Here is a 23626-nt window from a genome sequence, read left to right as displayed (position 1 = left end):
TATTTTTTTTCACCATAATACTGTAGTGTCGATCTATCTCTGAATATCTGAGCGATCGACACTTTGCTCGAATACACTGTCTTTTTCAAGACCAAAGGAAAATTATGTCATTACTTACAAACGAGGTAACACTGTCTGTTATCGTGCTACTGGTACTGAGTGTGCTGCGTATTAACGTTATCCTATCGCTCATTATTGCTGCACTCGTTGCAGGTTTATTAGGGGGATTAGGAACCAGCAAAACTATTGAAACGTTTACCAGTGGTTTAGGCGGCGGAGCAACGGTTGCCATGAACTACGCTATTTTAGGTGCTTTTGCAGTGGCTATTTCACGTTCAGGCATTACCGATTTATTAGCTTACAAAATCATCAAAGGCCTAGGTAAAGCACCTAACTCAAAAGTGATGTTATGGGTTAAATGTTCTTTAATCACCGTGATTTTATTGTTTTCCATTTCTTCTCAAAACATTCTACCGGTGCATATTGCGTTCATTCCCATTGTTATTCCACCCCTATTAAGCATTTTTAATTACCTAAAAATGGACCGTCGTGCCATTGCTTGCGTACTGACATTCGGTCTAACAGCGACGTATATGTTACTGCCTATTGGTTTTGGTAAGATTTTTATTGAAAGCATTTTGGTTAAAAACATTAATGAAGCGGCCGCAACACTGGAGCACCCTTTCGTGACCACTGTTTCACAAGTTTCTTACGGTATGGTAATTCCAGTGATCGGAATGATTTTAGGTCTTCTATGTGCCGTATTTATTTCTTATCGCAAACCTAGAATTTATGCCGATGTTCAAGAACCTACAGCAGATGATATTGCTGAACGTATCCTCCAAATCAATCCGTTTCATATCATCGTAAGCATTCTTGCCATCATCGTAACGTTTGCACTTCAACTTATTGTTGACTCCACTATTATTGCGGGTTTAGTGGGATTGGTTATTTTTGGTGTATGTGGCATTTACAAACTTAAAGACAGCACAGACATCATGCAACAAGGCCTCAAACTGATGGCGATGATTGGATTTGTGATGATTGCTGCATCTGGTTATGCCGCGGTTATTAAGGCAACAGGTGGCATCCCTGAATTAGTTGATTCCTTTAGTCAAAGTATTTATGCAAGCAAAGGATTAGCAGCATTTTTAATGCTACTCGTTGGTTTAATCATCACCATGGGAATTGGCTCATCATTCTCTACCGTTCCTATTATTACAGCCATTTACGTTCCTATTTGTATTAGCGTGGGTTTTTCGCCATTAGCGACTGTTTCGATCGTCGGTGTGGCGGCTGCCTTGGGCGATGCGGGTTCTCCTGCTTCTGACTCCACCTTGGGTCCAACCTCTGGTCTTAATGCAGATGGTCAGCACGATCATATTAAAGACTCCGTCATCCCAACATTCATCCACTACAATATTCCATTGCTTATATTCGGCTGGATTGCTGCGATGTGCTTATAAGCTACACCAACCGATCTGAACTAACAAGCTTCAGATCGGTTTTTTACTTCAACGTACACCACTCCCAGCATGACAACATCAGCTTGTCCACAGCCTTTCACCCCCCCCCTTTAACGTCTTATAACCAACTTATTTCTTCTTTTATCAAATATCTTCGTATCCATGTTTTATCCATGTTTTATGAATCTTTCGTCACTTATCAAAGCACTTGAAGTTTACGAAAACGCATGATATGTTTATCATTAAATAAAATTAAGATTTTGATCCTATTTAAAAAGCCTAAATTAGCCAGCTCAAGGCATCAAAAGGAGACATTTTGAACACTCAGAAAACATCGGTTTCTGCCGTCATTTTACTTATCATCGCTTGCATTCTTTTTGGATCAGGTAGTTTAATTGTCGCCGTGGTAAAAGTCGGCCCTTACGCCATCGCATTTTGGCGGATGTTTATTGCTGCCTTGATTTTTATTCCAATTGCCTTTTATTTCAAAAAACATTTTCCTCAAAAAAACCGTACGATTTTGTATTGTTCACTGTCTGGCATCTGTTTAAGCGTTGATTTAGCGTTATGGCACGAAAGCGTGTATGCTATTGGGCCTGGACTCTCTACCCTATTAAATAGTTTACAAGTCTTTTTCTTGGCCTTTATCGGATATGTTTGCTTTCATGAGCGTCTGAATCGCATACAGATTTTAAGTTTATTTTTGGCCATTATTGGAGTCGCATTAATCGCCAGTCCTGAGTTTCACATCAATTCAAATGCTACATGGGGCTTTATTTCAGGGATTGTTTCTGGTGCCTTATTTGCTTGTTCTATGACTTTTGTTCGCAAAGCACATGAAGTCGAAACCGTTCATGTTGTGCCCTTAATGATGATCCTCTGTTTAGCGGGATCGCTTGTTATCCTGCCGTTTGGCCTATTGTTTGATGCTGAAAAATTCTTTCCTCATTCCTATCGAGATATTTTGCTTGTTATCAGTTATGGGGCGGTAATGCAGTGTTTAGCTTGGGGAACAATCAGTTACGCAATTTCAAAAGTTAGTTTAGCGATTACTGGACTGGTTATGCTGGGAGAACCCGTTGCCGCAATCTTTTTCGATATTCTGGTATTTTCCAAAGAGATTACCTTACTGCAAGGCATTGGCGTAATATTAACCCTTATCGCCATTTACGCAGGCACCATGGCGAAACGAATCAGGCATACCTAATATATTTTTCGCTTCGCCTATCAAGACACGATAGGCATTACTTTTTATTCATAACTTATCGTCGCACCAATATACCTTATTAAACTCATAACATCCTTTAACAAAGACACCCACACCATCACCCTACATCCGCTTCCTGACTGGGTTTCAGCCCCACCCACGCCATCATTTAAAATAAACTTTCATTTATCAGATATGATGGACTTTAACAATAACACCCACATCATCACTTTACATCCGCTTCCTGACTGGGTTTCAGCCCCACCCACGCCATCATTTAAAATAAACTTTCATTTATCAGATATGATGGACTTTAACAATAACACCCACATCATCACTTTACACCCGCTTCCTGACTGAGTTTCAGCCCCACCCACGTCATCATTTAAAATAGATTTTCATTTATCAGATATGATGGACTTTAACGATGACACCCTCATCATCACCCTACATCCGCTTCCTGACTGGGTTTTAGCTCCATCCACGCCATCATTTAAAATAGATTTTCATTTATCAGATATGATGAGCTTTAACGATAACACCCACATCATCACTCCACATCCGCTTCCTGACTTGATTTCAGCACTACCTACCATGTCACTCAAAAATTAAGCTCCATGGCGTTTTGAACCAAAATAAATCGCCACCATCGTTAGCAAAATACCTGCGTATTGCACGCTATCCAACACTCGGTGCAAGAATAAACCATCGCCCAATAAAGCAGTTGTTGGCTGTGCTAACATCAACAAACCCACAATCGCCAATCGAACATGAGAAATTGATTTTGAAATTAAAAACCATGCCAAACACTGCATAACGGCCCCATACGCTAAGATATTGAGCCAATCTAACGAAACGGCAGGGAAAAATCTCTGTGCATCAAAATAAATAGCAAAAGGCAATGTAAACAACATCCCCACAAAATCTATCAAAAACATAATCCCAAAGATGGGCATTTTTTCTTGTACTGTCGCACTTCTAATACTCAGCATAGATAAGGCAAATGCTAATGCCGATAATAATCCTGTAACCAATCCTAAGGTGATTTCTTGCGACAAACCTATTTCTGGCCACACCACCAAGGCGATCCCCACCACAGCCACTAAAATACTGATTGTTTGGATTTTTGACAGGGATTCTCTAAAAAAGAATAAGCCAATCAAAGCTAGAAAAAACACCTGCAAGCTATTTAATAAGGTTGCAATACCTGGTCCAATCGCATGAATACTGACATGCCAAAGCATTAAATCGACGGCTCCTAAAATTCCTGCCAATGCCGCATAAAAAAACGTTTGTTTATATTTTGGGAAAGGAAATTTTCCAAATAACATAATCAATAAAAAAATTACCGCTGCGATAAACAAACGCCAAAAAGCAATCGCATAAATTCCCATATCAATGGTAGCCACCATCAAACTACCTAATCCAGAAATAATACAACCCGCTGCCAGTTGTAATAATGGACTATTCATAGTCAAACACCTTTAATCTCATTCAGTTACTGATTTTTTTATTATTATCCACCATACATCAGACATAAAACACGCTCATCACTCTCCCACCTCACCTCAAAACACCTCAAGCAGCCATTCACCATACATCACACATAAAACACACTCATCACTCCTCTGCCTCCCATCCACAAACACCTCAAGCAGGCATTCACTCAGTATTTACCGAATAAGCATATAAAAAACTCCCTACCTCAAGAAGAAATAGGGAGTGGTCTTATGAAAGAAAAAACATTAATCTACATAAGCCTCAATAGGTGGGCAAGTGCAAACTAAGTTACGATCGCCATAAGCATTATCAACACGAGCCACAGGGCTCCAATACTTATAACGAGGATGAACGCCTTTCGGATACGCAGCAGATTGCCGCTCATATGGATGTTTCCAATCATCTGAGACCAACATTTCTGCAGTGTGTGGGGCATTCTTTAACACATTATCCACCGCATCTAAACGTCCATCTTGTACCGCCTGAATTTCTTCTCGAATCGCGATCATGGCATTGATAAAACGATCCAACTCGTACTTCGATTCAGATTCAGTCGGTTCCACCATCAACGTACCTGGAACAGGGAAGCTCATGGTAGGTGCATGGAAACCATAGTCAATCAAACGTTTAGCCACATCATCAACGGTAATACCGCTAGCATCTTTGATCGGTCTTAAATCCAAAATACATTCATGAGCGACACGCTGATTACGTCCTGTATATAAAATTGGATAATGGTCTGCTAAACGCGTCGCAATGTAATTCGCGTTTAATAACGCTGACTGAGTCGCTTTACGCAAGCCCTCTGCCCCCATCATCACAATATACATCCAAGAAATAGGCAACACACTAGCTGAACCAAAAGGTGCTGCTGAAACAGGGCCAATTTTCGCTGTTTCAGGTAACTGACCTTTACTGTCCACCACACCTGGTAAGTAAGGTGCCAAGTGAGCACGAACCCCAATCGGTCCAACACCAGGCCCACCACCACCGTGAGGAATACTAAAGGTTTTGTGCAGGTTCAAATGAGAGACATCTGAGCCAAATTTACCAGGTTGAGCCAAGCCTACCATGGCGTTCATATTCGCCCCATCAAGATAAACCTGACCGCCTGCTTCATGAACTAACTCACAAATCTGAGTAATGCTTTCTTCAAACACCCCGTGAGTAGATGGATAAGTAATCATCAAAGCCGCCAATTTATCGCCTACTTGGGCAATCTTCGCTTTCAAATCCTCAACATCCACGTTACCCTGTGCATCAGAAGCCACCACTACCACTGACATACCCGCCATCGCTGCTGATGCTGGGTTTGTGCCATGAGCAGAAGCAGGAATTAAGCACACATCTCTTTGGAATTGACCATTCGCATGATGATAACCACGGATAGCCATCAATCCAGCAAATTCACCTTGAGCACCTGAGTTAGGTTGTAAACTCACCGCATCATAACCTGTAATCGCACATAGGAACTGAGCTAACTCTGTTGTTAACTGTTGATAACCTTCTGTTTGATCAGCAGGTGCAAATGGATGTAAATTCGCAAATTCAGGCCATGTAATCGGAATCATCTCGGCCGTTGCATTCAATTTCATCGTGCAAGAACCCAGTGGAATCATGCTACGATCCAACGCCAAGTCCATATCGGCCAAATGGCGTAAATAACGCAACATATCCGTTTCTGAACTGACGCTTGAGAACACAGGATGCACAAGAACGGGCGTTTGACGTTGAAGTGCTTGAGGTAAATGTAACGTCGCTTCGTCGCAAGCCTTGAATTCAACTGCATGAGCCTCTATCGCTTGAGCAATGATGTTTAATAAGGTCTGAATATCGCATTCGGTCACCGTTTCATCCAAAGATAAAGCAAAATGCGTATCGTCCAATTCACGCAAATTAATCCCTTGTTCACGTGCAACCGTTACAATCTGACGAGCCTTATCTGAAGCAATATGCAATGTATCAAAAGCATATTCATTCAGCACTTTAAGTCCCATTTTTTCTAATGATACACGCAAGGCATGCGTCAAATGATGCACACGTTTAGCAATATTTACCACACCGTCTGCACCATGGTAAACCGCATACATGCTGGCCATGATTGCTAGCAATACCTGTGCAGTACAAATATTAGAAGTCGCTTTTTCACGACGGATGTGTTGTTCACGTGTTTGTAAAGCAAGGCGTAAAGCTGGTTTGCCTTGAGCATCTAAAGATACCCCTACTAATCGGCCTGGCATATTGCGTTTAAATTTGTCTGCACATGCCATAAATCCAGCGTGAGGGCCACCAAACCCCATCGGTACACCAAAGCGTTGAGCTGAACCAATGGCAATATCAGCTCCCCACTGACCTGGTGGCGTTAAGATAGCCAGTGCCAATAAGTCTGTTGCTACCGCAATCACCACGCCTTTTTGTTTCAAATCTTCAGCCAAGCTACGGTAATCCGCCACCTCACCCAAACTATGAGGATACTGAAGTAAGACACCAAAACACTCAGGAATCTCTTGTTTCTCGCAACCTTTGACTAACTCAATGCCTAGGCCACTTGCTCGAGTTTTCAAGACTTCCCAAGTTTGGGGGTGAACATGATGAGAAACAAAAAAGACTTTGCTTTTTGATTTAGAGCTACGTAAGGCCAAAGTCATCGCTTCTGCCGCAGCCGTTGCTTCATCTAGTAATGAAGCATTCGCCACGTCTAGCCCCGTTAAATCAGTGATCATCGTCTGGAAATTTAATAAGGCTTCCAAACGTCCTTGAGAGATCTCGGGTTGGTATGGCGTATAAGCCGTGTACCACGCGGGATTTTCTAAAATATTACGCAAAATTACATTTGGCGTGTAAGTACCATAATAGCCTTGGCCGATATAACTGCGATGAATTTTGTTTTTCGATGCAATCGCTTTAATGCGTGCTAAGGCACCGACTTCAGACATCGGTTCGCCCAATGCCATCTCGTTTTTCATCAAAATATTCGGTGGCACAATCTGATGAACCAAATCATCTAGATCTTTAGCACCGACAACGGCCAGCATTTCTGCTTGATCTGCTGCGTTAGGGCCGATATGACGGCCGATGAACGCTTTGTTAATATCACCTAACATGACGACTCCAAAATTGGATATTAATGTGCTAGTTTAGAATATGCGTCAGCGTCTAAAAGACCGTTTAACTCTGACATATCAGCTGGTTTTAGTTTAAAGATCCAGCTACCGTAAGGATCTGAATTAACCAAGTTAGGTTCAGATTCTAATGCTTCATTAAACTCAAGCACTTCACCTGATACAGGAGCATACACATCAGAGGCAGCTTTCACCGACTCTACCACTGCAGCGGTTTCGCCAGCTTTCAATTCAGCGCCTACTTCTACATCTCCTACATAAACCATATCTCCTAGCTGGTCTTGAGCATCGTCAGTGATACCAACTAAAACATAGTCTCCTTCTACTTTTACCCATTCATGAGATTCAGTATATTTGCGATCATTTGGTAAGTTCATATTGACTCCTTAAACGTCATATTAGGTGAATTACAAAATTTGTCCATTACGCACAAAAGGCAATGTGCAAACCACCGCAGGCACACGTTTATCACGAATACCCACTTCAACTTTATCGCCCGCCACTACGCCCTCTGGCAAACGAGCAAAGGCAATCGATACGCCCATCGTAGGAGACATCGTACCTGAAGTCGTTTCTCCTTCGCCTTTTTCCGTATAAACAGGCATATGAGCACGCATCACACCTTTACCTTCAAGTTTTAAGCCTAAAAAGGCGTTCTTACGAGGATGGTTAAGCAAAGCTGATTTTCCAATGAAATCTCTATTCTCGTCTTTCAAACTGACGGTCCAAGCCAAACCTGATTGATAAGGCTGTGTTTCGGTGTTCATATCTTGTCCATAAAGATTCATACCTGCTTCTAGACGCAAGGTATCTCTAGCTCCTAGCCCACATGGTTGAACGCCTGCTGCCGCTAAATCCTGCCATAGTTTCGCCGCATCATTTCCTGGTAAGACAACTTCAAAACCATCTTCACCAGTATAGCCTGTGCGAGCCACTAATACCTCACCGAACAACTTACCGTTAAAAGGCGTTAATGCTAGAGCATCTTTCCATTCTGGACGAACCGTAGTGACTTTTTCTCTTGCATGAGGACCTTGGACAGCGATCATCGCTAAATCACGACGTGGCGTTAGGCTGACGTTATAATTCTTAGCCACTTCATTCATCCAAGCTATATCGCCCTCTGCTGTCGCTGCATTGACCACGATACGCCATTTATCTTCTTCAAAGAAATACACGATCAAATCATCAATCACCCCACCCTCTGGATTCAGCATACACGTATATAAAGCTTTACCAGAAGTGGTTAAGCGTGCCACATCATTAGCAAGAAGATAACGTAAAAAAGATCTCGCATCCGTTCCCACGAGATCAATATTCAACATATGTGATACATCAAACATACCTGCATTTTGGCGTACCGCATGGTGTTCTTCTATCTGAGAACCATATGAAACAGGCATCTCCCATCCTCCAAAATCAACCATTTTGGCACCGGAAGCCTGATGTACTGGAAATAAAAAAGTCTGTTTTAAACTCATAAAAGCACCTCTGTATTATTTTTCATACTAGTTTTCTAGTATGCCCCCTCTGTCCTTGTGCCTGAGAGTTAATCACCTTCGGCGTCTGAATCTTATTCATTCGATAAGTCAGAACTCTCCAGAGTGCTATTAGAGTATATACTCTGACAGGACAATACTAGAACCTGAGCGATTATGGGTATTTGCGCCTTCGGTAGCTTATCTAAGTGAGATAAACATTCTCTTGACCTGCCATCTAGCTGATAATAGTTTACCTATAAAAATAGAAAATGAAAAGTATCAAACCTGCAATTTTCCTTTTTCCATATATAAACAACGATCCGCTTTTGACGCTAACTGAGCATCGTGAGTGACGATTAAAAAAGAAGTCTTAAATAACTGATTGACTTCACACAACAAATCATACATTCGTTCGGCCGTTTCATTATCCAAATTTCCTGTGGGTTCATCGGCCAATACACAAACAGGATCCGTCACCAATGCACGAGCCAATGCCACTCTTTGTCTTTCACCCCCTGATAATTGACCAGGCATATGCATCGCACGTGCAGCCAAACCAATTTTTTCCAACATCATCGCCGCTTTTTCTCGTGCCTGATGCTTAGGCATACGTCTTAAAATCAAAGGCATGGCAATATTATCCAAAGCATTAAATTCAGGTAATAGATGGTGAAACTGATACACAAATCCTAATTTTTCGTTTCGTACCCGACTACGTTCTTTTTCTGATAATGAGCCAATTTCCACCCCATCAATCCAAAGCTGACCTGAAGTCGGTAAATCCAATGTTCCTAAAATATGTAATAAGGTACTTTTACCAGAACCTGAACTCCCCATGATCGCCAGCATTTCACCTCGTTGAATCTCCAAATCAATGCCTTTAAGGATCTGCAATTCATCATTACCTTGTGCATAAGATTTATAAATGGATGTTGCTTTTAACGCATGAGACGATACATTAATCATGTCTTAACACCTCCGCAGGCTGTAGTCTAGACGCTCTCCAACTTGGATACAGTGTGGCTAAAAATGACAATACAATGGACGTGATCGATACAAAAACCACATCATATAGCTGTATTTCAGAGGGTAATGCACTAATAAAATAAATACTGGGATCTAGGAAATGCACGCCAAATAAACGTTCGATAAATGGCACAATCACATCAATATTCGCGGCGATCAAGCATCCAAAGCCCACACCCAAGACCGTTCCCATTATCCCGACCAAGCTACCTTGAATCATAAAAATTCTCGCCACCGCACTAGGATGAGCACCCAAGGTTCTTAAAATCGCAATATCACTTTGTTTTTCTTTAACGGTCATCACTAAGGAAGACAAAAGATTAAAGGCTGCGACCGCCACCAACATACAAAGAATCAAAAACATCATACGTTTTTCCGTTTTTACGGCCGCAAACCAAGTGCGATTATCTTGTGTCCAGTCTTTAATCGAAATATCAAAAGGATAATGGCCCGCCAGTTCATAAGCCACTTCTGGGGCATCGATCATATTTTTTATTTTAAGTCTCACCCCAGCAACAGCCGTCTGTTTAAACAAAGCCGCCGCATCATAATCATTCACAAATGCCATGGAACTATCATATTCATAATGGCCTGAAGAAAAAATCGCCACTACTTTAAACTGTCGCATTCTAGGCGTAAAACCCGTGGGACCAACTGAACCTTGGGGAGCAAACAATAACACCTTATCCCCCACTTTCACGCCCAATCCATTCGCCAAATAACTACCCATGACGATGTTAAATTCACCTGCTTTAAGATCCTGTAAATCACCTAAGATAATTTGTTTTGGCAAATCAGATACGTTTTCTTCCAAGTTAGGATCAATGCCTTGAACCTGCACACCACGGATAGTTTGACCATTTGTTACCATTGCCCCTGCCATTACAAAAGGCGAAGCACCTAATACATCAGGATTTTTGTAAGCCACATCGGCCAAATCCTGCCAATGATCTAACTGACTTTTTGCATCCAGCATGACATTATATACCTGTATATGCGGTAAAATAGAAAGCATGCGATCGCGAACTTGTGAGCGAAAACCGTTCATCACGGACATCACAATAATCAATATAGCGACACTTAATGCGATACCAATCATGGTACTATTAGCTAAAAAAGATACGAAACGATCTCTGTTTTTTTGTTTTCCTTTTGAGAAACCAGCGTATCGAGAACCTATCCAAAATTCAAATGACATATTGTTACGATAAAATAAATTGATAAACTATCCGATGAAAAAGATTATAACAGGTACATTACCACCGAAAACAATTATGCAGGCGTTGTTTCCGCAGATTCAACAAAAAGCCCCTTACTTTGCTAACTATCTAAAAAAAATGCGTGCCGTGCGAAGTGACTATCTTCCAACTTGTGGGCAAACACCACTAGAATGGATAAGCCAAAAACAATTCACAGCTCCTTACCAAAATGGCTTAATTATTCAAGCCGTGCATATTCAATTCACACAAGACGGATATTGTTTAACTCAACCTCCCGTATCAGAGGAGGAACATCATCAGATACAAACATTCTGTCAAGAAATATTGGCCGACACTCATGCTACATTAAGCCCTATTGGTACAGGTCTCTGGTATTGTCCAGTAACATACCCTGCACCCGCGATGACCACGGACAGCATCGCCCAACAACTATGTGTCGATTGGTGGCCACAAGACCCTATTTATCGTCCTATTCGTCAATTCATGAATGAATTTCAAATGCGATGGCATCAACTGAAAAATCCCACTCATGAACAAAAACTAAATCGTTGCAATAGTGTTTGGATATATGATGCGGCCGTTTATGCCAACACGCAGTCAGACTTTATTTATCGTGAGTTAGAAGAGACGTTTTATCAACAAAATTGGGAAGCTTGGCTTCATCAACTTTCACGCCTAGATGAGTTATTTCGCGAAGCATCCAGTCTATATCTTTGTGCTAGCGATCGTGTCTATTTATTTGAACCTCGAACATTTATTCAAAAACTATTACCTCAAAAATCAAGGAATTTGTCATGGTACCTATAAAAGTTACCGAAAGAGTTATCCCTCAAGCTAATTACGAAAACCTTGTTCAACAAGGCGTTAACCCTTTTCTTGCACGTTTATGGGCAGCCAGAGGTATTCAACAGGCCCCCTCTTTTGAACTAAATTCCTTATTAAGCCCTAAAGACTTAAAAGACATCGATAAAGCCAGCGAAATTTTATTTCATGCCATTAACAATAAGAAAAAACTCTTAGTGGTCGCTGATTATGACTGTGATGGGGCAACCGCTTGTGCAGTGGCGTTGAGAGGGTTAAGAATGATGGGAGCGGATATTGATTTTTTTGTTCCCAATCGTTTTGAAACAGGCTATGGTTTATCTGCAGCGGTTATTAATCTTATTTTAGAACAATACCCTTATCAACCTGATTTAATTATTACAGTAGATAATGGTATCGCGAGTTTTGACGGCATTAAACGTGCTAAAGAAGTGGGGATCGATGTATTAGTTACCGATCATCACTTACCCTCTTCTTCACTGCCCGATGCCTTAGCGATTGTGAATCCTAATCAAGCAAACTGCTCTTTTGCCTCTAAAAGCCTAGCGGGTTGTGGTGTTATCTTTTATGTACTAATTGCATTACGTGCTAAATTTCGTCAAGAAGGTGTTTACACGGCTGAGAACCAACCAAATATCGCATCATTACTAGATATGGTCGCACTTGGCACAGTCGCAGATGTGGTTAAATTAGATCAAAATAATCGTATTCTTGTCTCCTATGGTTTAAAACTAATGAGGAATAACAAGGCTCACGAGGGAATCAAAGCCTTATTTAAAGTATCAGGTGCCAATATTTCACAAGCAAGTGCCAGTGATTTAGGCTTTTTCCTTGGGCCAAGAATCAATGCCGCTGGACGTTTAGCAGATATGGAAATCGGTATTAGATTGCTGACAACAGATGATCCAGAAACCGCCATGACACTCGCTATGGAGCTAAATGACTTTAACCGCGAACGCAAACAAATTGAAGATAGTATTCGTGTTGAAGCAGAAAGCAGCCTGGAACACATTAATGAGGACCGTCCAAGTATCGTATCTTTTGGTCAAGACTGGCACGAAGGAGTGATTGGGATTGTGGCATCTCGTTTAAAAGAAAAATATTGGAAACCCACCATTGTCTTTGCTCCCAGTGAACATGGTTTTTACAAAGGTTCCGCTCGTTCCATTCCAGACGTGCATATCAGAGATGTCTTAGATCTCGTGTCCAAGCGACATCCAGACATTATCATTAGTTTTGGTGGGCATGCGATGGCAGCAGGTGTCAGTATCAAAAAAGATACCTTAGCTATCTTTCATCAAGCTTTAGATGAGGCGGTAATCGAATTAACAGGCAAAACAAATTTTGAACCAACCGTTGAAACAGATGGTGGTTTGCCTACTGAATTGAGCTGTTTTGAAAATGCAAAACTGATTAGTGAGCAAGTATGGGGGTCTGGATTTCCCGCTCCTATTTTCTTTGATGAGTTTCAAGTTATCCAACAAACATTGTTAAAAGAAAAGCATCTCAAAGCAAAACTAGAAAAAAACGGTATGGTATTTGATGCGGTTTGGTTTAATCATCAAGAAGCCTTGCCTAATCCTGTTAAGCTGGTTTACGAGTTTCAACCCAATGAATGGAATAACTGGCAAGGCACACAATTAATGATACGTTATCAGGTTTGATGATCATGGTTTTTTATTTATCGGTAGGCCATGAAAAGTCTATGGGCGAACGTTCGTGCAGAGAGTTTTTAAATTGATATCCACCCTCTCGAAGTCGGCCGATGATTCGATACGAATGTTCGTGCGAGAACTTTTAAATCGCTATATCTGCTGACTAAACCTAGCCCGAGCATGTTTCGTACTTATTAGAAAAAACGATTTTAAGTTAGCCGTTCAATAAAAAGCCCCTTAACAGAGGTAAACACTGTGTTAAGGGACTATTCCTATCCACCACCAACGAAGAAGTTTGGGTTTCACTTATTTTCATCAGCGACTTATTTAAACTGTGCTAAAGCTTGTAAACACAGGGTTAAAAAGCCATTCTTATCCACCACCAACAAAGAAGTTTGGGTTTCACTTATCTTCATCAGCGACTTATTTAAACTGTGCTAAAGCTTGTAATATATCGGCTTTAATATCATCAACATGCTCAATACCCACTGAGAATCTTAACAAGCGATTGCACACCCCTCTTGCGATTCGTTCCGCTTCAGGAATATCCATATGCGTTTGGGTCGCGGGATAAGTAATAAAACTTTCGGTCCCTCCCAAACTTTCTGCAAACGTAATCACTTTCAATGCTTTTAAAAATGGAATCACCCAACTTTCTTCTTTTAAGCGGAAAGACAGCATGCCACCTTTATTTGGATATAACACATCGGTAATTTCGGGACATGCTTTCATAAAGACAGCTATTTGTTTAGCGTTTTCTTCATGTTTTTTCATACGCAATGCCAATGTTTTCATACCACGAATGGTAAGATAACTATCAAAAGGCGATAAAACAGGTCCTGAGCCATTTTGCATGAAGAACAGCTTATCACCGAGTTCTTGACCTTTTACGACAATCAATCCTGCCAACACATCGTTATGGCCCGCCAAATACTTGGTCGCACTGTGAATCACAATATCCGCACCATGTTCAATCGGTCTAAACAAAACAGGCGTTAAAAAGGTGTTATCCACGATTAACAGTAACTGATGTTTTTTAGCAATCTTAGAAACCGCGTCAATATCGCATTCTTGCATCAAGGGATTAGAAGGTGTTTCGATAAAAATCGCTTTTGTCTGAGGGGTAATCGCCGCCTCAATCGCTTCTAATGAAGTAGTATCAACATATACAGGTTTGACCCCATAATTATTTTTATAAGCGTGATCTAATAAACGATAGGTGCCACCATAAACATCACTAGAAATAATCCACTCATCTGGGCTTTTGAACAAATTAGCAACGAGTTGAACTGCTGCCATACCCGAAGCACAAGCAAATCCTCTATCGCCTTTTTCCAAAGCAGCAATGCCATCCTCTAACACACTACGCGTCGGATTCTTAGTACGAATGTAATCAAACGAATCCGCAGGAGCCACCCCTTTAATGTCGGTATGTCCGTATGCCGTGCTTAAAAAAATTGGCGTGGCGACTGAAGCTGTTCTCGGTTCACTGCGATTACCTAGTTGGACTAATTGTGTTTCGATATTTTGTTTCATGACAATACTCAGCCTAAAGTTAACGATTTATCCTCGTTGTATTTTACACAATGTCTCGGCATTACCAAACCTTTTTTTCTCGCTTTATTCATCGTTAGCCACAAGCTTTAGCCCCTTATTTAGCTCGCTTAGTTCAAACACTTGAAACAGATCTTATCTGACACCTCTAGGGGCATCCGCACTACTGCTGTTCTACCTTACCCCATTTTTCATCAACACAAACTCTTTTTATTTAGAGGCTAACGCATCATTCACTTTTATCTTTTTCCCATAATTTTTGGCACGAAGCAGGATTTATCTTTTGTTCAGCTGTCCATGCCAAACAATCTTGGTAAGAGTGGATATTGGCACGTTTAATTAACTGTTCATCCGCCTCTTTTTGTTGTTTTGCCCATGATTCAAAATCATCTTTGTTCTGAGTAAAATAACCAAACAGAAAAAAGACCAGCACCAATATCCCTATCAATAACGGCCAAACTATTTTGCTCATGACTATAACCACCCTGCCTTACGAAAACGATAGTATAAACTGGCACAAATCCCCAACATCACGACGATACATAAGGGATAGCCAAACGTCCACTTTAGTTCAGGCATATGTTCAAAATTCATTCCATAGATACCTGCAATCGCTGTAGGTACCGCCAAAATCGCTGCCCATGCGGCCAATTTTTTCGTAATATCGGTTTGTTGAATATCGTTAATCATCACACTGGTTTCAAACGCAAATTGCAAGGCTTCACTTAAAGCGGAAACATGTTCATCACAGCGAGCTAATCGATCGGCAACGATACTGTAATTAGAATGTGCATCGGCTTCAATAACATTCGTTTTCACAACCGCTAATCTTCTACAAATTTCAATACTAGGACCAAGAATCGTGTGGATTCTCAACATATCTCGTCTTAAACGATACAAACGTCTAACTTCTTTTTCTCTAAAGCCTTTGAGCATCATATCGCGTTCAGCTTCTTTGACTTCACTTTCTAATTTATCAATCATTTCCATATAAAAGTCTGTGACGACTTCTATAATTTCAGCCGCAACATAATCGCTTCCACGTGCGATTAAATCTGGGGTTTTGCTCAAGCGTTCGCGTACATTAATTTGGTTAAACATGTCACCACGTCTAACGGTAAATAAAAAGCCTTGACCAAATACCATCTTAAATTCTTCTGGAATAATTTTCTTATTCAAACGACGTAAGGTGATAAAAACAATCATAATAAATTGGCCGTAGTCCACCACAACAGGTCGTTGGTATGAGCGAATAATATCATCATGAAGATACTCATCGATGCGATATTGATGGCAGAGATTCTTTAAAAACTCATCACTCGGATCTTTGAAAGACTGCCACAACAAAGTATTCTGAGGATTAATTTTTGATAACACATCCTTTACATCATTTACATCTGGGGTCGATACAGGCTTACCATTGGTATATAAAACCGATGCAACCACTGGATTATCATTAATCTTACGAGCTTTTACTTTTGCCATATGAATGCTCCTTTTGATAAAAAAAACCTGTGACATATTGTATCGACAGGCTTGATATTATTGATCTCAACAGACTACAGCTCGATCTGCATACCCATCTCCACCACGCGATTAGGTGGAATTTTATAAAAGCGTGTGGATCGTGCCGCATTTCTTGATAAAAAGCCAAACAAGGTATTACGTAATCGGCGAATAATATTGCCTCTTCCAGAAATCACCAAAGTCTGACGCGACAAGAAATAAGAAGTTGACATATAAGACATATCAATTTCGTTATGTAAGGTTGCGATTTTTTCAAGAATTTGAGGCACATTAGGCTCTTCCTTAAAGCCATAATACAAATCAATCGACCACGCCTTATCCGCCAAATCTTTCAATACATAGCGATCCTCATCTGCCATATAAGGCACATCGGTTGCTTTAACCGACACAAACAATAACTGTTCCTGTAATACTTTATTATGCTTGAGATTATGCAATAAAGCCGTTGGCACATATTCATTATCTGCACACATAAAAATAGCCGTACCTGGAACACGACGTGTACTATCTACTAACAATAAGTCTAAGAATGGCTTTAATGCTTGTTTATTGACTCTTTCAGCCTTTAATAAATATGCCTTACCACTTGACCAAGTCATCATCAATGTAAAAATGCCTAGTGCGGCCGCCAATGGAATCCAGCCTCCATCGCCAATCTTCAAAGCATTCACAATGAACAACATCGTATCAATGAATAAGAATAAACAGAATAATGCTTTCATTGACCAATATCGCCAGCCCTGCATATGTCGAGGCAATACTGAAAAGGCCAAAATAGACGTAATCAACATTGTTCCCGTCACAGCAAAGCCGTAAGCATGTTCCAAACGATCAGAGCTTTGGAAAATTAATACCAACATAATCACGGAAACCATCAACAAACGGTTCACGACGGGAATAAAAATTTGCCCCTCTTCTTGTTCAGAAGTGTAATTAACTTCCATTCTTGGCCAAAAACCTAACTGCATGGCTTGATAGGTTAAGGAAAATGCACCTGAAATCACGGCCTGACAAGCGATGACCGTTGCCATAGTCGCCACCACCACCATAGGAATTAACGCCCATTCTGGTAAGGAATAATAAAAAGGATTTTCTAACACCGAGGCATCGCGATACACGGCGGCACCTTGTCCAAAATAGCAAAGTAATAAGGCAGGCAACACCAAGGCAAACCAAACTCTTGAGATGGCTGGTCGTCCAAAATGGCCCATATCCGCATAAAGTGCCTCAGCCCCAGTTAAGGCTAACACCACAAACCCTAATAAGAAAAAGGTTTGCGATGGATTATGCAAAATATAATCGATGGCATAAATAGGATTGACGGCTTTTAAAACGATAGGCTCCTGAATAATGTTCCACAAACCAAAGGCACCTAAGGATGTAAACCAAACCAACATAACGGGAGCAAAAAACTTACCAATCGTCCCTGTTCCTCGCGATTGCACGATAAACAACGTGACGATAATTACCAAGGCAATCGGTACCACCCAATGATCCAAGGTATGTGACACAATGCCTATCCCCTCTAAAGCAGATAACACCGAAATAGCTGGTGTAATCATACTATCCCCATAGAACAAACAGGCTCCAAAAATACCTAGAATCGTAAAGACTTTTCGTTTATGTTCGGTAATGCCTCGAATGGTTAATTCCATCAAAGCGATAATACCGCCCTCACCGTTGTTATCTGCCCTGAGAACAAAGATAACGTATTTAACCGATACCACTAATACAACTAACCAAAACAATATCGATAAGACACCCAAAATATGGATATTTGACAAGGCATCGCCATATGACTTTAAGGAAGCCCTCAATGTATATAACGGGCTGGTACCAATATCGCCATAAACAACACCTAACGCACCCAATAATAGTGCCGTACTAGGCCTAACTTGAGTACCTGATTGATTTGACATTCGTCACTCCTTATTATTTATTCGTGTACTTGAGGAAAACGGATTACCATTCTTGTCCCCGAAAACTCGGGTAAACTTTTTACCATACATTCAGCACCATGCACTCGGGCAATTTCAGAAACAATCTGCAAGCCTAAACCACTACCACTGACTTGTGCTTTTGCGGAACGATAAAATGGTTCAAAAATATGAGGCTGATCATCTTGGGATATGCCTATTCCATCGTCTTCTACAACAATAGTAGGCGGATGAGCGGTTACCTCTAACTTAATTTTTTTTGGCAACGCATATTTTAGTGCATTATCAATTAAATTGCCTACCAATTCTTCTAATAATAATTTATCGCCCACAATCCAGACATCTTGTTTATCTTCGATATTCAATTCAAACTCGATTTTCTTGGCATTAACCTTTGTCCACCATTGCGATCCCACTTCTTGCATCCATTCTCCTAATTCAATGGGTGCAAAGACTTCATGCGTTTGAACATGGTGATCCACACGAGCCAATAATAAAATCTGTTCGCCCAGACGAATCATGCGATTACTAATATGGTAAATACGTTCTGCTCGCTGTTTCGCGTCTTCTGGCAAATCACGGGATAACATCATCTCTGACTCTAGCCTTAACGTGGCCAAAGGCGTTCTTAACTGATGAGCGGCATGATGAATAAAGCGTTTTTGAGCATCTAGCGCCACATTAAGACGCATAAACAGGTCATTAATATGATTGATAACAGGGATTAATTCTGTAGGAACATCAGGCAATACAATCGGTTTCAGATCCTTATCTCCTTTGGCATCAATCTGTTTAGAAATATCACGAATTAATTCAATACCTGTTCGGACACTCACCCACACTAATAAACCAAACACGACAATCAGCACGACCTGAGCCAATATCATCAAATAAAAAATATTATCTAGGGCAAATGATGAGACAAAACTTTTTCTAATAATGATCCAAGTCATTAATAGATCCAGCAAAATCAACATAATCAAGGCTGGTACCAATCGTACTAAGAAATAACGTACTAAGGAGCCTTTACTACTTAAAGGAGTAATGATGTATTGTTGTACGCCTTGTTGTAGAGATTCTTTTAAACCTTGCTGTGGACGCATAGTCACCTTATTCTTCTTCTAACATATATCCAAATCCTCGCATCGTTTGGATATTCACACCTAAACCCTCAATTCTTTTACGCAAGCGATAGATATACACTTCTACCGCATTTTCTGTAAAATCCGTATCGACTTCTGACAGAGAGTGCAAAATCTGTTTTTTGGTGACGACCTTACCAACTTTTTTCATCAAAATTTCCAACACCGACAATTCTCGAACAGAAAGATTCAAGCGGTTGCCATGAACCGTCACTTCTCTTGTACGCATATCAAAAACGAGTTGCCCCAATTCAATTAAATGAGCAGAATGACCTGAACGTCTTCTTGCAAATACTCTTAATCGAGCAGCTAATTCCTCGAGTTCAAAAGGCTTGGTCACATAATCATCTGCCCCAGCATCTAAGCCAGCAACACGATCCTGAATACCATCTCGAGCAGTCAAAATCAGTACATTACTATCGATATTTTTAGATCGAACGTACTTCAACACATCTAGCCCACTCATATCAGGCAAATTTAAATCTAATACTAATAAATCAACAGGTTTTTGATTGATGGCATCAATGGCTTGCTGTCCAGATACCACCCATTGTGTTTGATACCCTTGCTCTAAAAGAAAATCCTTTAAAGCCATTCCCAACATATTGTCGTCTTCTACCAACAAAATTTGCATAATTAGTGTATATTAAAAAATATTCATTGATTTTAACGCTGATTAAAGTTAAATACTTAGTTAATACTATCTAAGATTTAATTCTTTTCATTTAAACGTATTATTTTTAACAGGCGTTTCATGCAACTTGAAGAACAAACAAATCAAATAACATCTAGATTTTATGACAAGTTTACGAGACCCAAACGTAGTCTTTACTGGCTAGCACCCGTTTTTATTCTAATTTTATATTTACTGGTACTGGCAAGTTTTTTTACCCTACAAAAGCTTTATATCAGTGATGATATTGAGTTATCTGATTGGATAAATTCATCCTCCAAAAATCGCCTCAATTACTTTTTTATCGCTATCTCCACGATTATCGTACTTAGTTTACTCGCTTTGTGGAGTTATGCTCATTCTCAAGTACAATCTGAAGCCTCGTTAAAAGCAGAAACCTTATATCGTCGTGCGATTGAAAGTTCTATTTCTACTGGCATGAGAATTGTGGATATGAAAGGAAAGGTACTATACGTTAACCCTGCTTTTTGCCGCATTACAGGTTGGAATGAAGTCGATCTTTTGGATAAAGATCCCCCCTATCCTTATTGGGATCCCCAAAAAATGTCAGAACATTATGAACAGCTAGAATTTGTGTTAGCGGGGAAAGTGCCTAATTCAGGTATTGAAATGGAAGCCATTAGACGAGATGGTTCCGTCTTTAGTGCCCGACTTTTTGTCTCACCTTTACGTGACCCCAAAGGCACTCAAGTCGGTTGGATTACCTCTTTAACCGATATTACTGAACCCAAACGTACACGTGCGGCCTTATCTTCTGCACATGCTCGCTTTCACAAAGTACTGGAAACCATGGATGATGCCGTGGTCGTCATCAATGCTAAGAATATCCATGAAATTCTATTTAGCAATCGAACCTTTAGACGCGTGTTTGAGGATAATCACATCCCTGTCACTACCTTGTTAATGCCTTATATTCGAGCCAATAACAAACGATTTCAAACACATTTTGTTGAAAATGACCGCAGTTATGAATTCACCATTCAATCTTTAGAATGGACGGATCAAACTCCTGCCAAAATGATGGTGGCAAGGGACATCACTGAACGTTTACGCCATGAACAAGAGTCTTTGAACCAACAAGAAAAAGCCCAAATCACCAGTCGATTAACCACGATGGGAGAAATGGCTTCTTCATTGGCCCATGAACTAAATCAGCCCATGACCGCTATTACCAACTATCATCAAGCGGCCATTACACTTTTGGATCAAGATACATTGAACAAAGAAACGCTCAAAGAAATCTTATCTAAAACCTCTCAACAAGCCCAACGTGCAGGCAGAATCATCAGTCGTATCCGCGAATTTGTGAAACGTTCAGAACCTCATAAAGAATTAGTCAGTATTTATGAAATCATCGAAAACACAATGGATTTAGCCAAAATCAACGCCAAACATTACGGTATTCAAATCCAAGCAAATATTCCCGATGATCTGCCAGAAATCATGGCCGATAAAGTGATGATTGAACAAGTATTGTTAAACTTAATCAAAAATGGTTTTGATGCCATGTCCCAAAACACCACAGAACCATTAGAACTGCACATCAAAATCGACCAAAACATGGTCTTATTTATGGTAAAAGATAAGGGAACAGGCATAAAAGAACCTGATCGATTATTTGAGCCGTTTTTCAGTACCAAAAAAGAAGGTTTAGGCATGGGATTGAATATTTGTCGTACTATCATAGAATCTCATCATGGACATCTATGGGCAAAAAACAATACCGATACAGTGGGAGCGAGTTTTTACTTTACCCTACCGATCAGCCAAACATTACATAATAAGGAGTTAATATGAGTAATGATTGCACACTTTATATTGTTGATGACGACGATCCAGTACGCGACTCACTCACGTTATTACTAACGGCACAAGGTGCAAAAGTCAAAAGTTATGCAAGTGCCATCAACTTTTTAAATGACTACCGATATGAGGGCCCTGGCATTTTGATCGCCGATATTCGTATGCCCGATATGACTGGATTAGAACTACAAGATCGAATCGTTGCCCAGAAAATACCTTTACCGATTATTTTTATTACGGGTCATGGTGACATTCCTTTAGCCGTCAGCACCGTCAAAAAAGGAGCGTCTGCATTCATTGAAAAACCTTTTTCAGACAAAGATCTCAAAGTACATATCGATAGGCTGTATTCTGAAGCTTATGAGATGTATGCCGTATATCAAGAACGCGTCACTTACCAAAAACTTTATGAACGTTTAACTGAACGCGAACGATCTGTCCTAAATCTTATCAGCAATGGTCGTTTAAACAAGCAAATTGCTGATGATTTAAGCATTAGCATCAAAACAGTGGAAGCACATCGTGCTAATATTATGGAAAAACTGGAAGCCAGTACAGTTGCTGATCTAATGCGCATATTTTTCAAAATCAACGAACATAAGAGAGAGCCATGAACGCACAAATTCTTAGCGGACCTGCTATTGCCGAAGAAATCAAAAATGAACTACAGCCTCGTATTGAGGCCCTTAAAGCCAAAGGCATTATTCCTAGCCTTACCGTGATTTTGGTGGGCGATGATCCCGCTTCACAAGTGTATGTGAACAACAAACACAATACGTTTATCAAGATGGGCTTATCTTCTCAGGTTGAACGATTTCCTAGCGATCTGTCGGAAAAAGCATTGTGCCAGCGAATTCAGGCACTAAATCAAGACCCTAGCGTTCATGGTATTTTGGTTCAATTACCTTTACCCAAACACATCAATCCCCAAAAGGTTATCGCCACTATTGATCCAAATAAAGACGTAGATGGATTCCATGTTGCTAACGCGGGGGCATTGATGATCGGCCAACCTAAATTCATCCCTTGCACACCTTATGGCATCATGAAAATGATTGAAAAAACGAACGTTACCGTAAGAGGTGCAGAGGCCGTTGTTATCGGTGCTTCAAACATCGTAGGTAAACCGATCGCCCTACTTTTACAAGCAGCAGGTGCCACGGTAACCATTTGTAATTCAAAAACCAAAGATTTAGCCGCCCACACCAAACGAGCCGATATTTTAGTCGTTGCGGTAGGTAAGCCAAAAATGATCACGGGCGATATGATAAAACCAAATAGCGTGGTGATCGATGTAGGTATTAATCGTGGCGAGGATGGCAAGTTATGCGGTGATGTGGATGAGGAAACCGCAAAAGAAGTGGCAGGATATATCACGCCTGTACCAGGTGGTGTGGGTGTCATGACCATTACGATGTTATTGGTCAACACCATCGAAGCGGCTGAAAAAACATTAACGACATTTTAATT

Annotated in this window: 19 protein-coding genes and 2 riboswitches; of the genes, 7 read left to right on the top strand and 12 right to left on the bottom strand. The window is 40.5% G+C overall.

Annotated elements, in window-relative coordinates:
• Positions 1–104: 104 nt before the first annotated feature.
• Complete coding sequence (locus tag IX83_RS03735) at positions 105–1466, top strand: Na+/H+ antiporter family protein (RefSeq protein ID WP_038499363.1); 1362 nt, start codon at positions 105–107, stop codon at positions 1464–1466.
• 316 nt (positions 1467–1782) lie between these two features.
• Positions 1783–2673, top strand: a complete 891-nt coding sequence (locus tag IX83_RS03730) for a DMT family transporter (RefSeq protein ID WP_051919226.1) — start codon at positions 1783–1785, stop codon at positions 2671–2673.
• A 608-nt stretch (positions 2674–3281) separates the two neighbouring features.
• Here the strand turns inward: IX83_RS03730 and IX83_RS03725 are convergent.
• The 6 genes from IX83_RS03725 to IX83_RS03700 form a co-directional block, all read right to left on the bottom strand.
• A complete protein-coding gene (locus tag IX83_RS03725; RefSeq protein ID WP_038499360.1) occupies positions 3282–4145 on the bottom strand; it encodes a DMT family transporter in 864 nt (287 codons plus the stop codon).
• A 273-nt stretch (positions 4146–4418) separates the two neighbouring features.
• The gene (gcvP, locus tag IX83_RS03720) at positions 4419–7277 is read right to left on the bottom strand and encodes an aminomethyl-transferring glycine dehydrogenase (protein WP_038499358.1); all 2859 of its coding nucleotides are present in this window, start codon (positions 7275–7277) and stop codon (positions 4419–4421) included.
• Positions 7278–7297: 20 nt separating this feature from the next.
• Positions 7298–7672: a glycine cleavage system protein GcvH gene (gcvH, locus tag IX83_RS03715; RefSeq protein WP_038499355.1), complete on the bottom strand. Its 375-nt coding sequence runs from the start codon at positions 7670–7672 to the stop codon at positions 7298–7300.
• A gap of 30 nt (positions 7673–7702) precedes the next feature.
• Positions 7703–8776 carry a glycine cleavage system aminomethyltransferase GcvT gene (gene gcvT, locus IX83_RS03710; RefSeq protein WP_038499352.1) on the bottom strand — a complete coding sequence of 358 codons (1074 nt, stop codon included), beginning with the start codon at positions 8774–8776 and terminating at the stop codon, positions 7703–7705.
• 39 nt (positions 8777–8815) lie between these two features.
• Positions 8816–8908: riboswitch (glycine riboswitch) on the bottom strand.
• A 10-nt stretch (positions 8909–8918) separates the two neighbouring features.
• Positions 8919–9012, bottom strand: a riboswitch (glycine riboswitch).
• A 43-nt stretch (positions 9013–9055) separates the two neighbouring features.
• Complete coding sequence (lolD, locus tag IX83_RS03705; protein WP_038499350.1) at positions 9056–9742, bottom strand: lipoprotein-releasing ABC transporter ATP-binding protein LolD; 687 nt, start codon at positions 9740–9742, stop codon at positions 9056–9058.
• On the bottom strand, positions 9735–11000 hold the full coding sequence (locus IX83_RS03700; RefSeq protein ID WP_038499348.1) for a lipoprotein-releasing ABC transporter permease subunit: 1266 nt from the start codon (positions 10998–11000) through the stop codon (positions 9735–9737). The genes lolD and IX83_RS03700 overlap by 8 nt, the downstream gene beginning before the upstream one ends.
• 34 nt (positions 11001–11034) lie before the next feature.
• Here IX83_RS03700 and IX83_RS03695 point away from each other — a divergent pair, with 34 nt between their 5' ends.
• Together IX83_RS03695 and recJ are read left to right on the top strand one after the other, a co-directional pair.
• On the top strand, positions 11035–11829 hold the full coding sequence (locus IX83_RS03695; protein ID WP_038499345.1) for a hypothetical protein: 795 nt from the start codon (positions 11035–11037) through the stop codon (positions 11827–11829).
• Positions 11817–13508, top strand: coding sequence for a single-stranded-DNA-specific exonuclease RecJ (gene recJ, locus IX83_RS03690; protein ID WP_038499343.1), 1692 nt, complete (start codon positions 11817–11819; stop codon positions 13506–13508). Before IX83_RS03695 ends, recJ begins: the two co-directional genes overlap by 13 nt.
• A gap of 414 nt (positions 13509–13922) precedes the next feature.
• Here recJ and IX83_RS03685 read toward each other — a convergent pair whose 3' ends face one another.
• The 6 genes from IX83_RS03685 to IX83_RS03660 all read right to left on the bottom strand — a co-directional run bounded on the left by IX83_RS03685 (position 13923) and on the right by IX83_RS03660 (position 20293).
• On the bottom strand, positions 13923–15035 hold the full coding sequence (locus tag IX83_RS03685) for a methionine biosynthesis PLP-dependent protein (RefSeq protein WP_038499340.1): 1113 nt from the start codon (positions 15033–15035) through the stop codon (positions 13923–13925).
• A 247-nt stretch (positions 15036–15282) separates the two neighbouring features.
• Positions 15283–15525 (bottom strand): hypothetical protein, encoded by a 243-nt coding sequence (locus IX83_RS03680; RefSeq protein ID WP_038499338.1) that lies wholly within the window; start codon positions 15523–15525, stop codon positions 15283–15285.
• 2 nt (positions 15526–15527) lie between these two features.
• Positions 15528–16538 carry a magnesium and cobalt transport protein CorA gene (locus IX83_RS03675; protein ID WP_051919223.1) on the bottom strand — a complete coding sequence of 337 codons (1011 nt, stop codon included), beginning with the start codon at positions 16536–16538 and terminating at the stop codon, positions 15528–15530.
• A 74-nt stretch (positions 16539–16612) separates the two neighbouring features.
• Entirely contained in the window at positions 16613–18499 is a 1887-nt protein-coding gene (locus IX83_RS03670) for a potassium transporter Kup (protein ID WP_038499335.1), read from the bottom strand.
• A gap of 17 nt (positions 18500–18516) precedes the next feature.
• Complete coding sequence (locus tag IX83_RS03665; protein WP_077315948.1) at positions 18517–19620, bottom strand: sensor histidine kinase; 1104 nt, start codon at positions 19618–19620, stop codon at positions 18517–18519.
• Positions 19621–19627: 7 nt separating this feature from the next.
• A complete protein-coding gene (locus IX83_RS03660) occupies positions 19628–20293 on the bottom strand; it encodes a response regulator transcription factor (RefSeq protein ID WP_038499332.1) in 666 nt (221 codons plus the stop codon).
• A gap of 120 nt (positions 20294–20413) precedes the next feature.
• On the opposite strand from IX83_RS03660, the gene IX83_RS03655 reads away from it, so the two are divergent.
• The 3 genes from IX83_RS03655 to folD are packed head-to-tail and all read left to right on the top strand — an operon-like array spanning position 20414 to position 23624.
• Positions 20414–22150: a PAS domain-containing sensor histidine kinase gene (locus IX83_RS03655; RefSeq protein WP_038499328.1), complete on the top strand. Its 1737-nt coding sequence runs from the start codon at positions 20414–20416 to the stop codon at positions 22148–22150.
• A complete protein-coding gene (locus tag IX83_RS03650) occupies positions 22147–22770 on the top strand; it encodes a response regulator transcription factor (protein ID WP_051919220.1) in 624 nt (207 codons plus the stop codon). Before IX83_RS03655 ends, IX83_RS03650 begins: the two co-directional genes overlap by 4 nt.
• Entirely contained in the window at positions 22767–23624 is an 858-nt protein-coding gene (folD, locus tag IX83_RS03645; protein ID WP_038499325.1) for a bifunctional methylenetetrahydrofolate dehydrogenase/methenyltetrahydrofolate cyclohydrolase FolD, read from the top strand. The genes IX83_RS03650 and folD overlap by 4 nt, the downstream gene beginning before the upstream one ends.
• Positions 23625–23626 lie beyond the last annotated feature (2 nt).

The sequence above is a fragment of the Basilea psittacipulmonis DSM 24701 genome (genome assembly GCF_000743945.1).
Classification (GTDB): Bacteria; Pseudomonadota; Gammaproteobacteria; order Burkholderiales; family Burkholderiaceae_B; genus Basilea; species Basilea psittacipulmonis.
The sequence above is the reverse complement of the archived record's forward strand: the minus strand, read 5'-3'. Positions and strand labels throughout refer to the sequence as shown.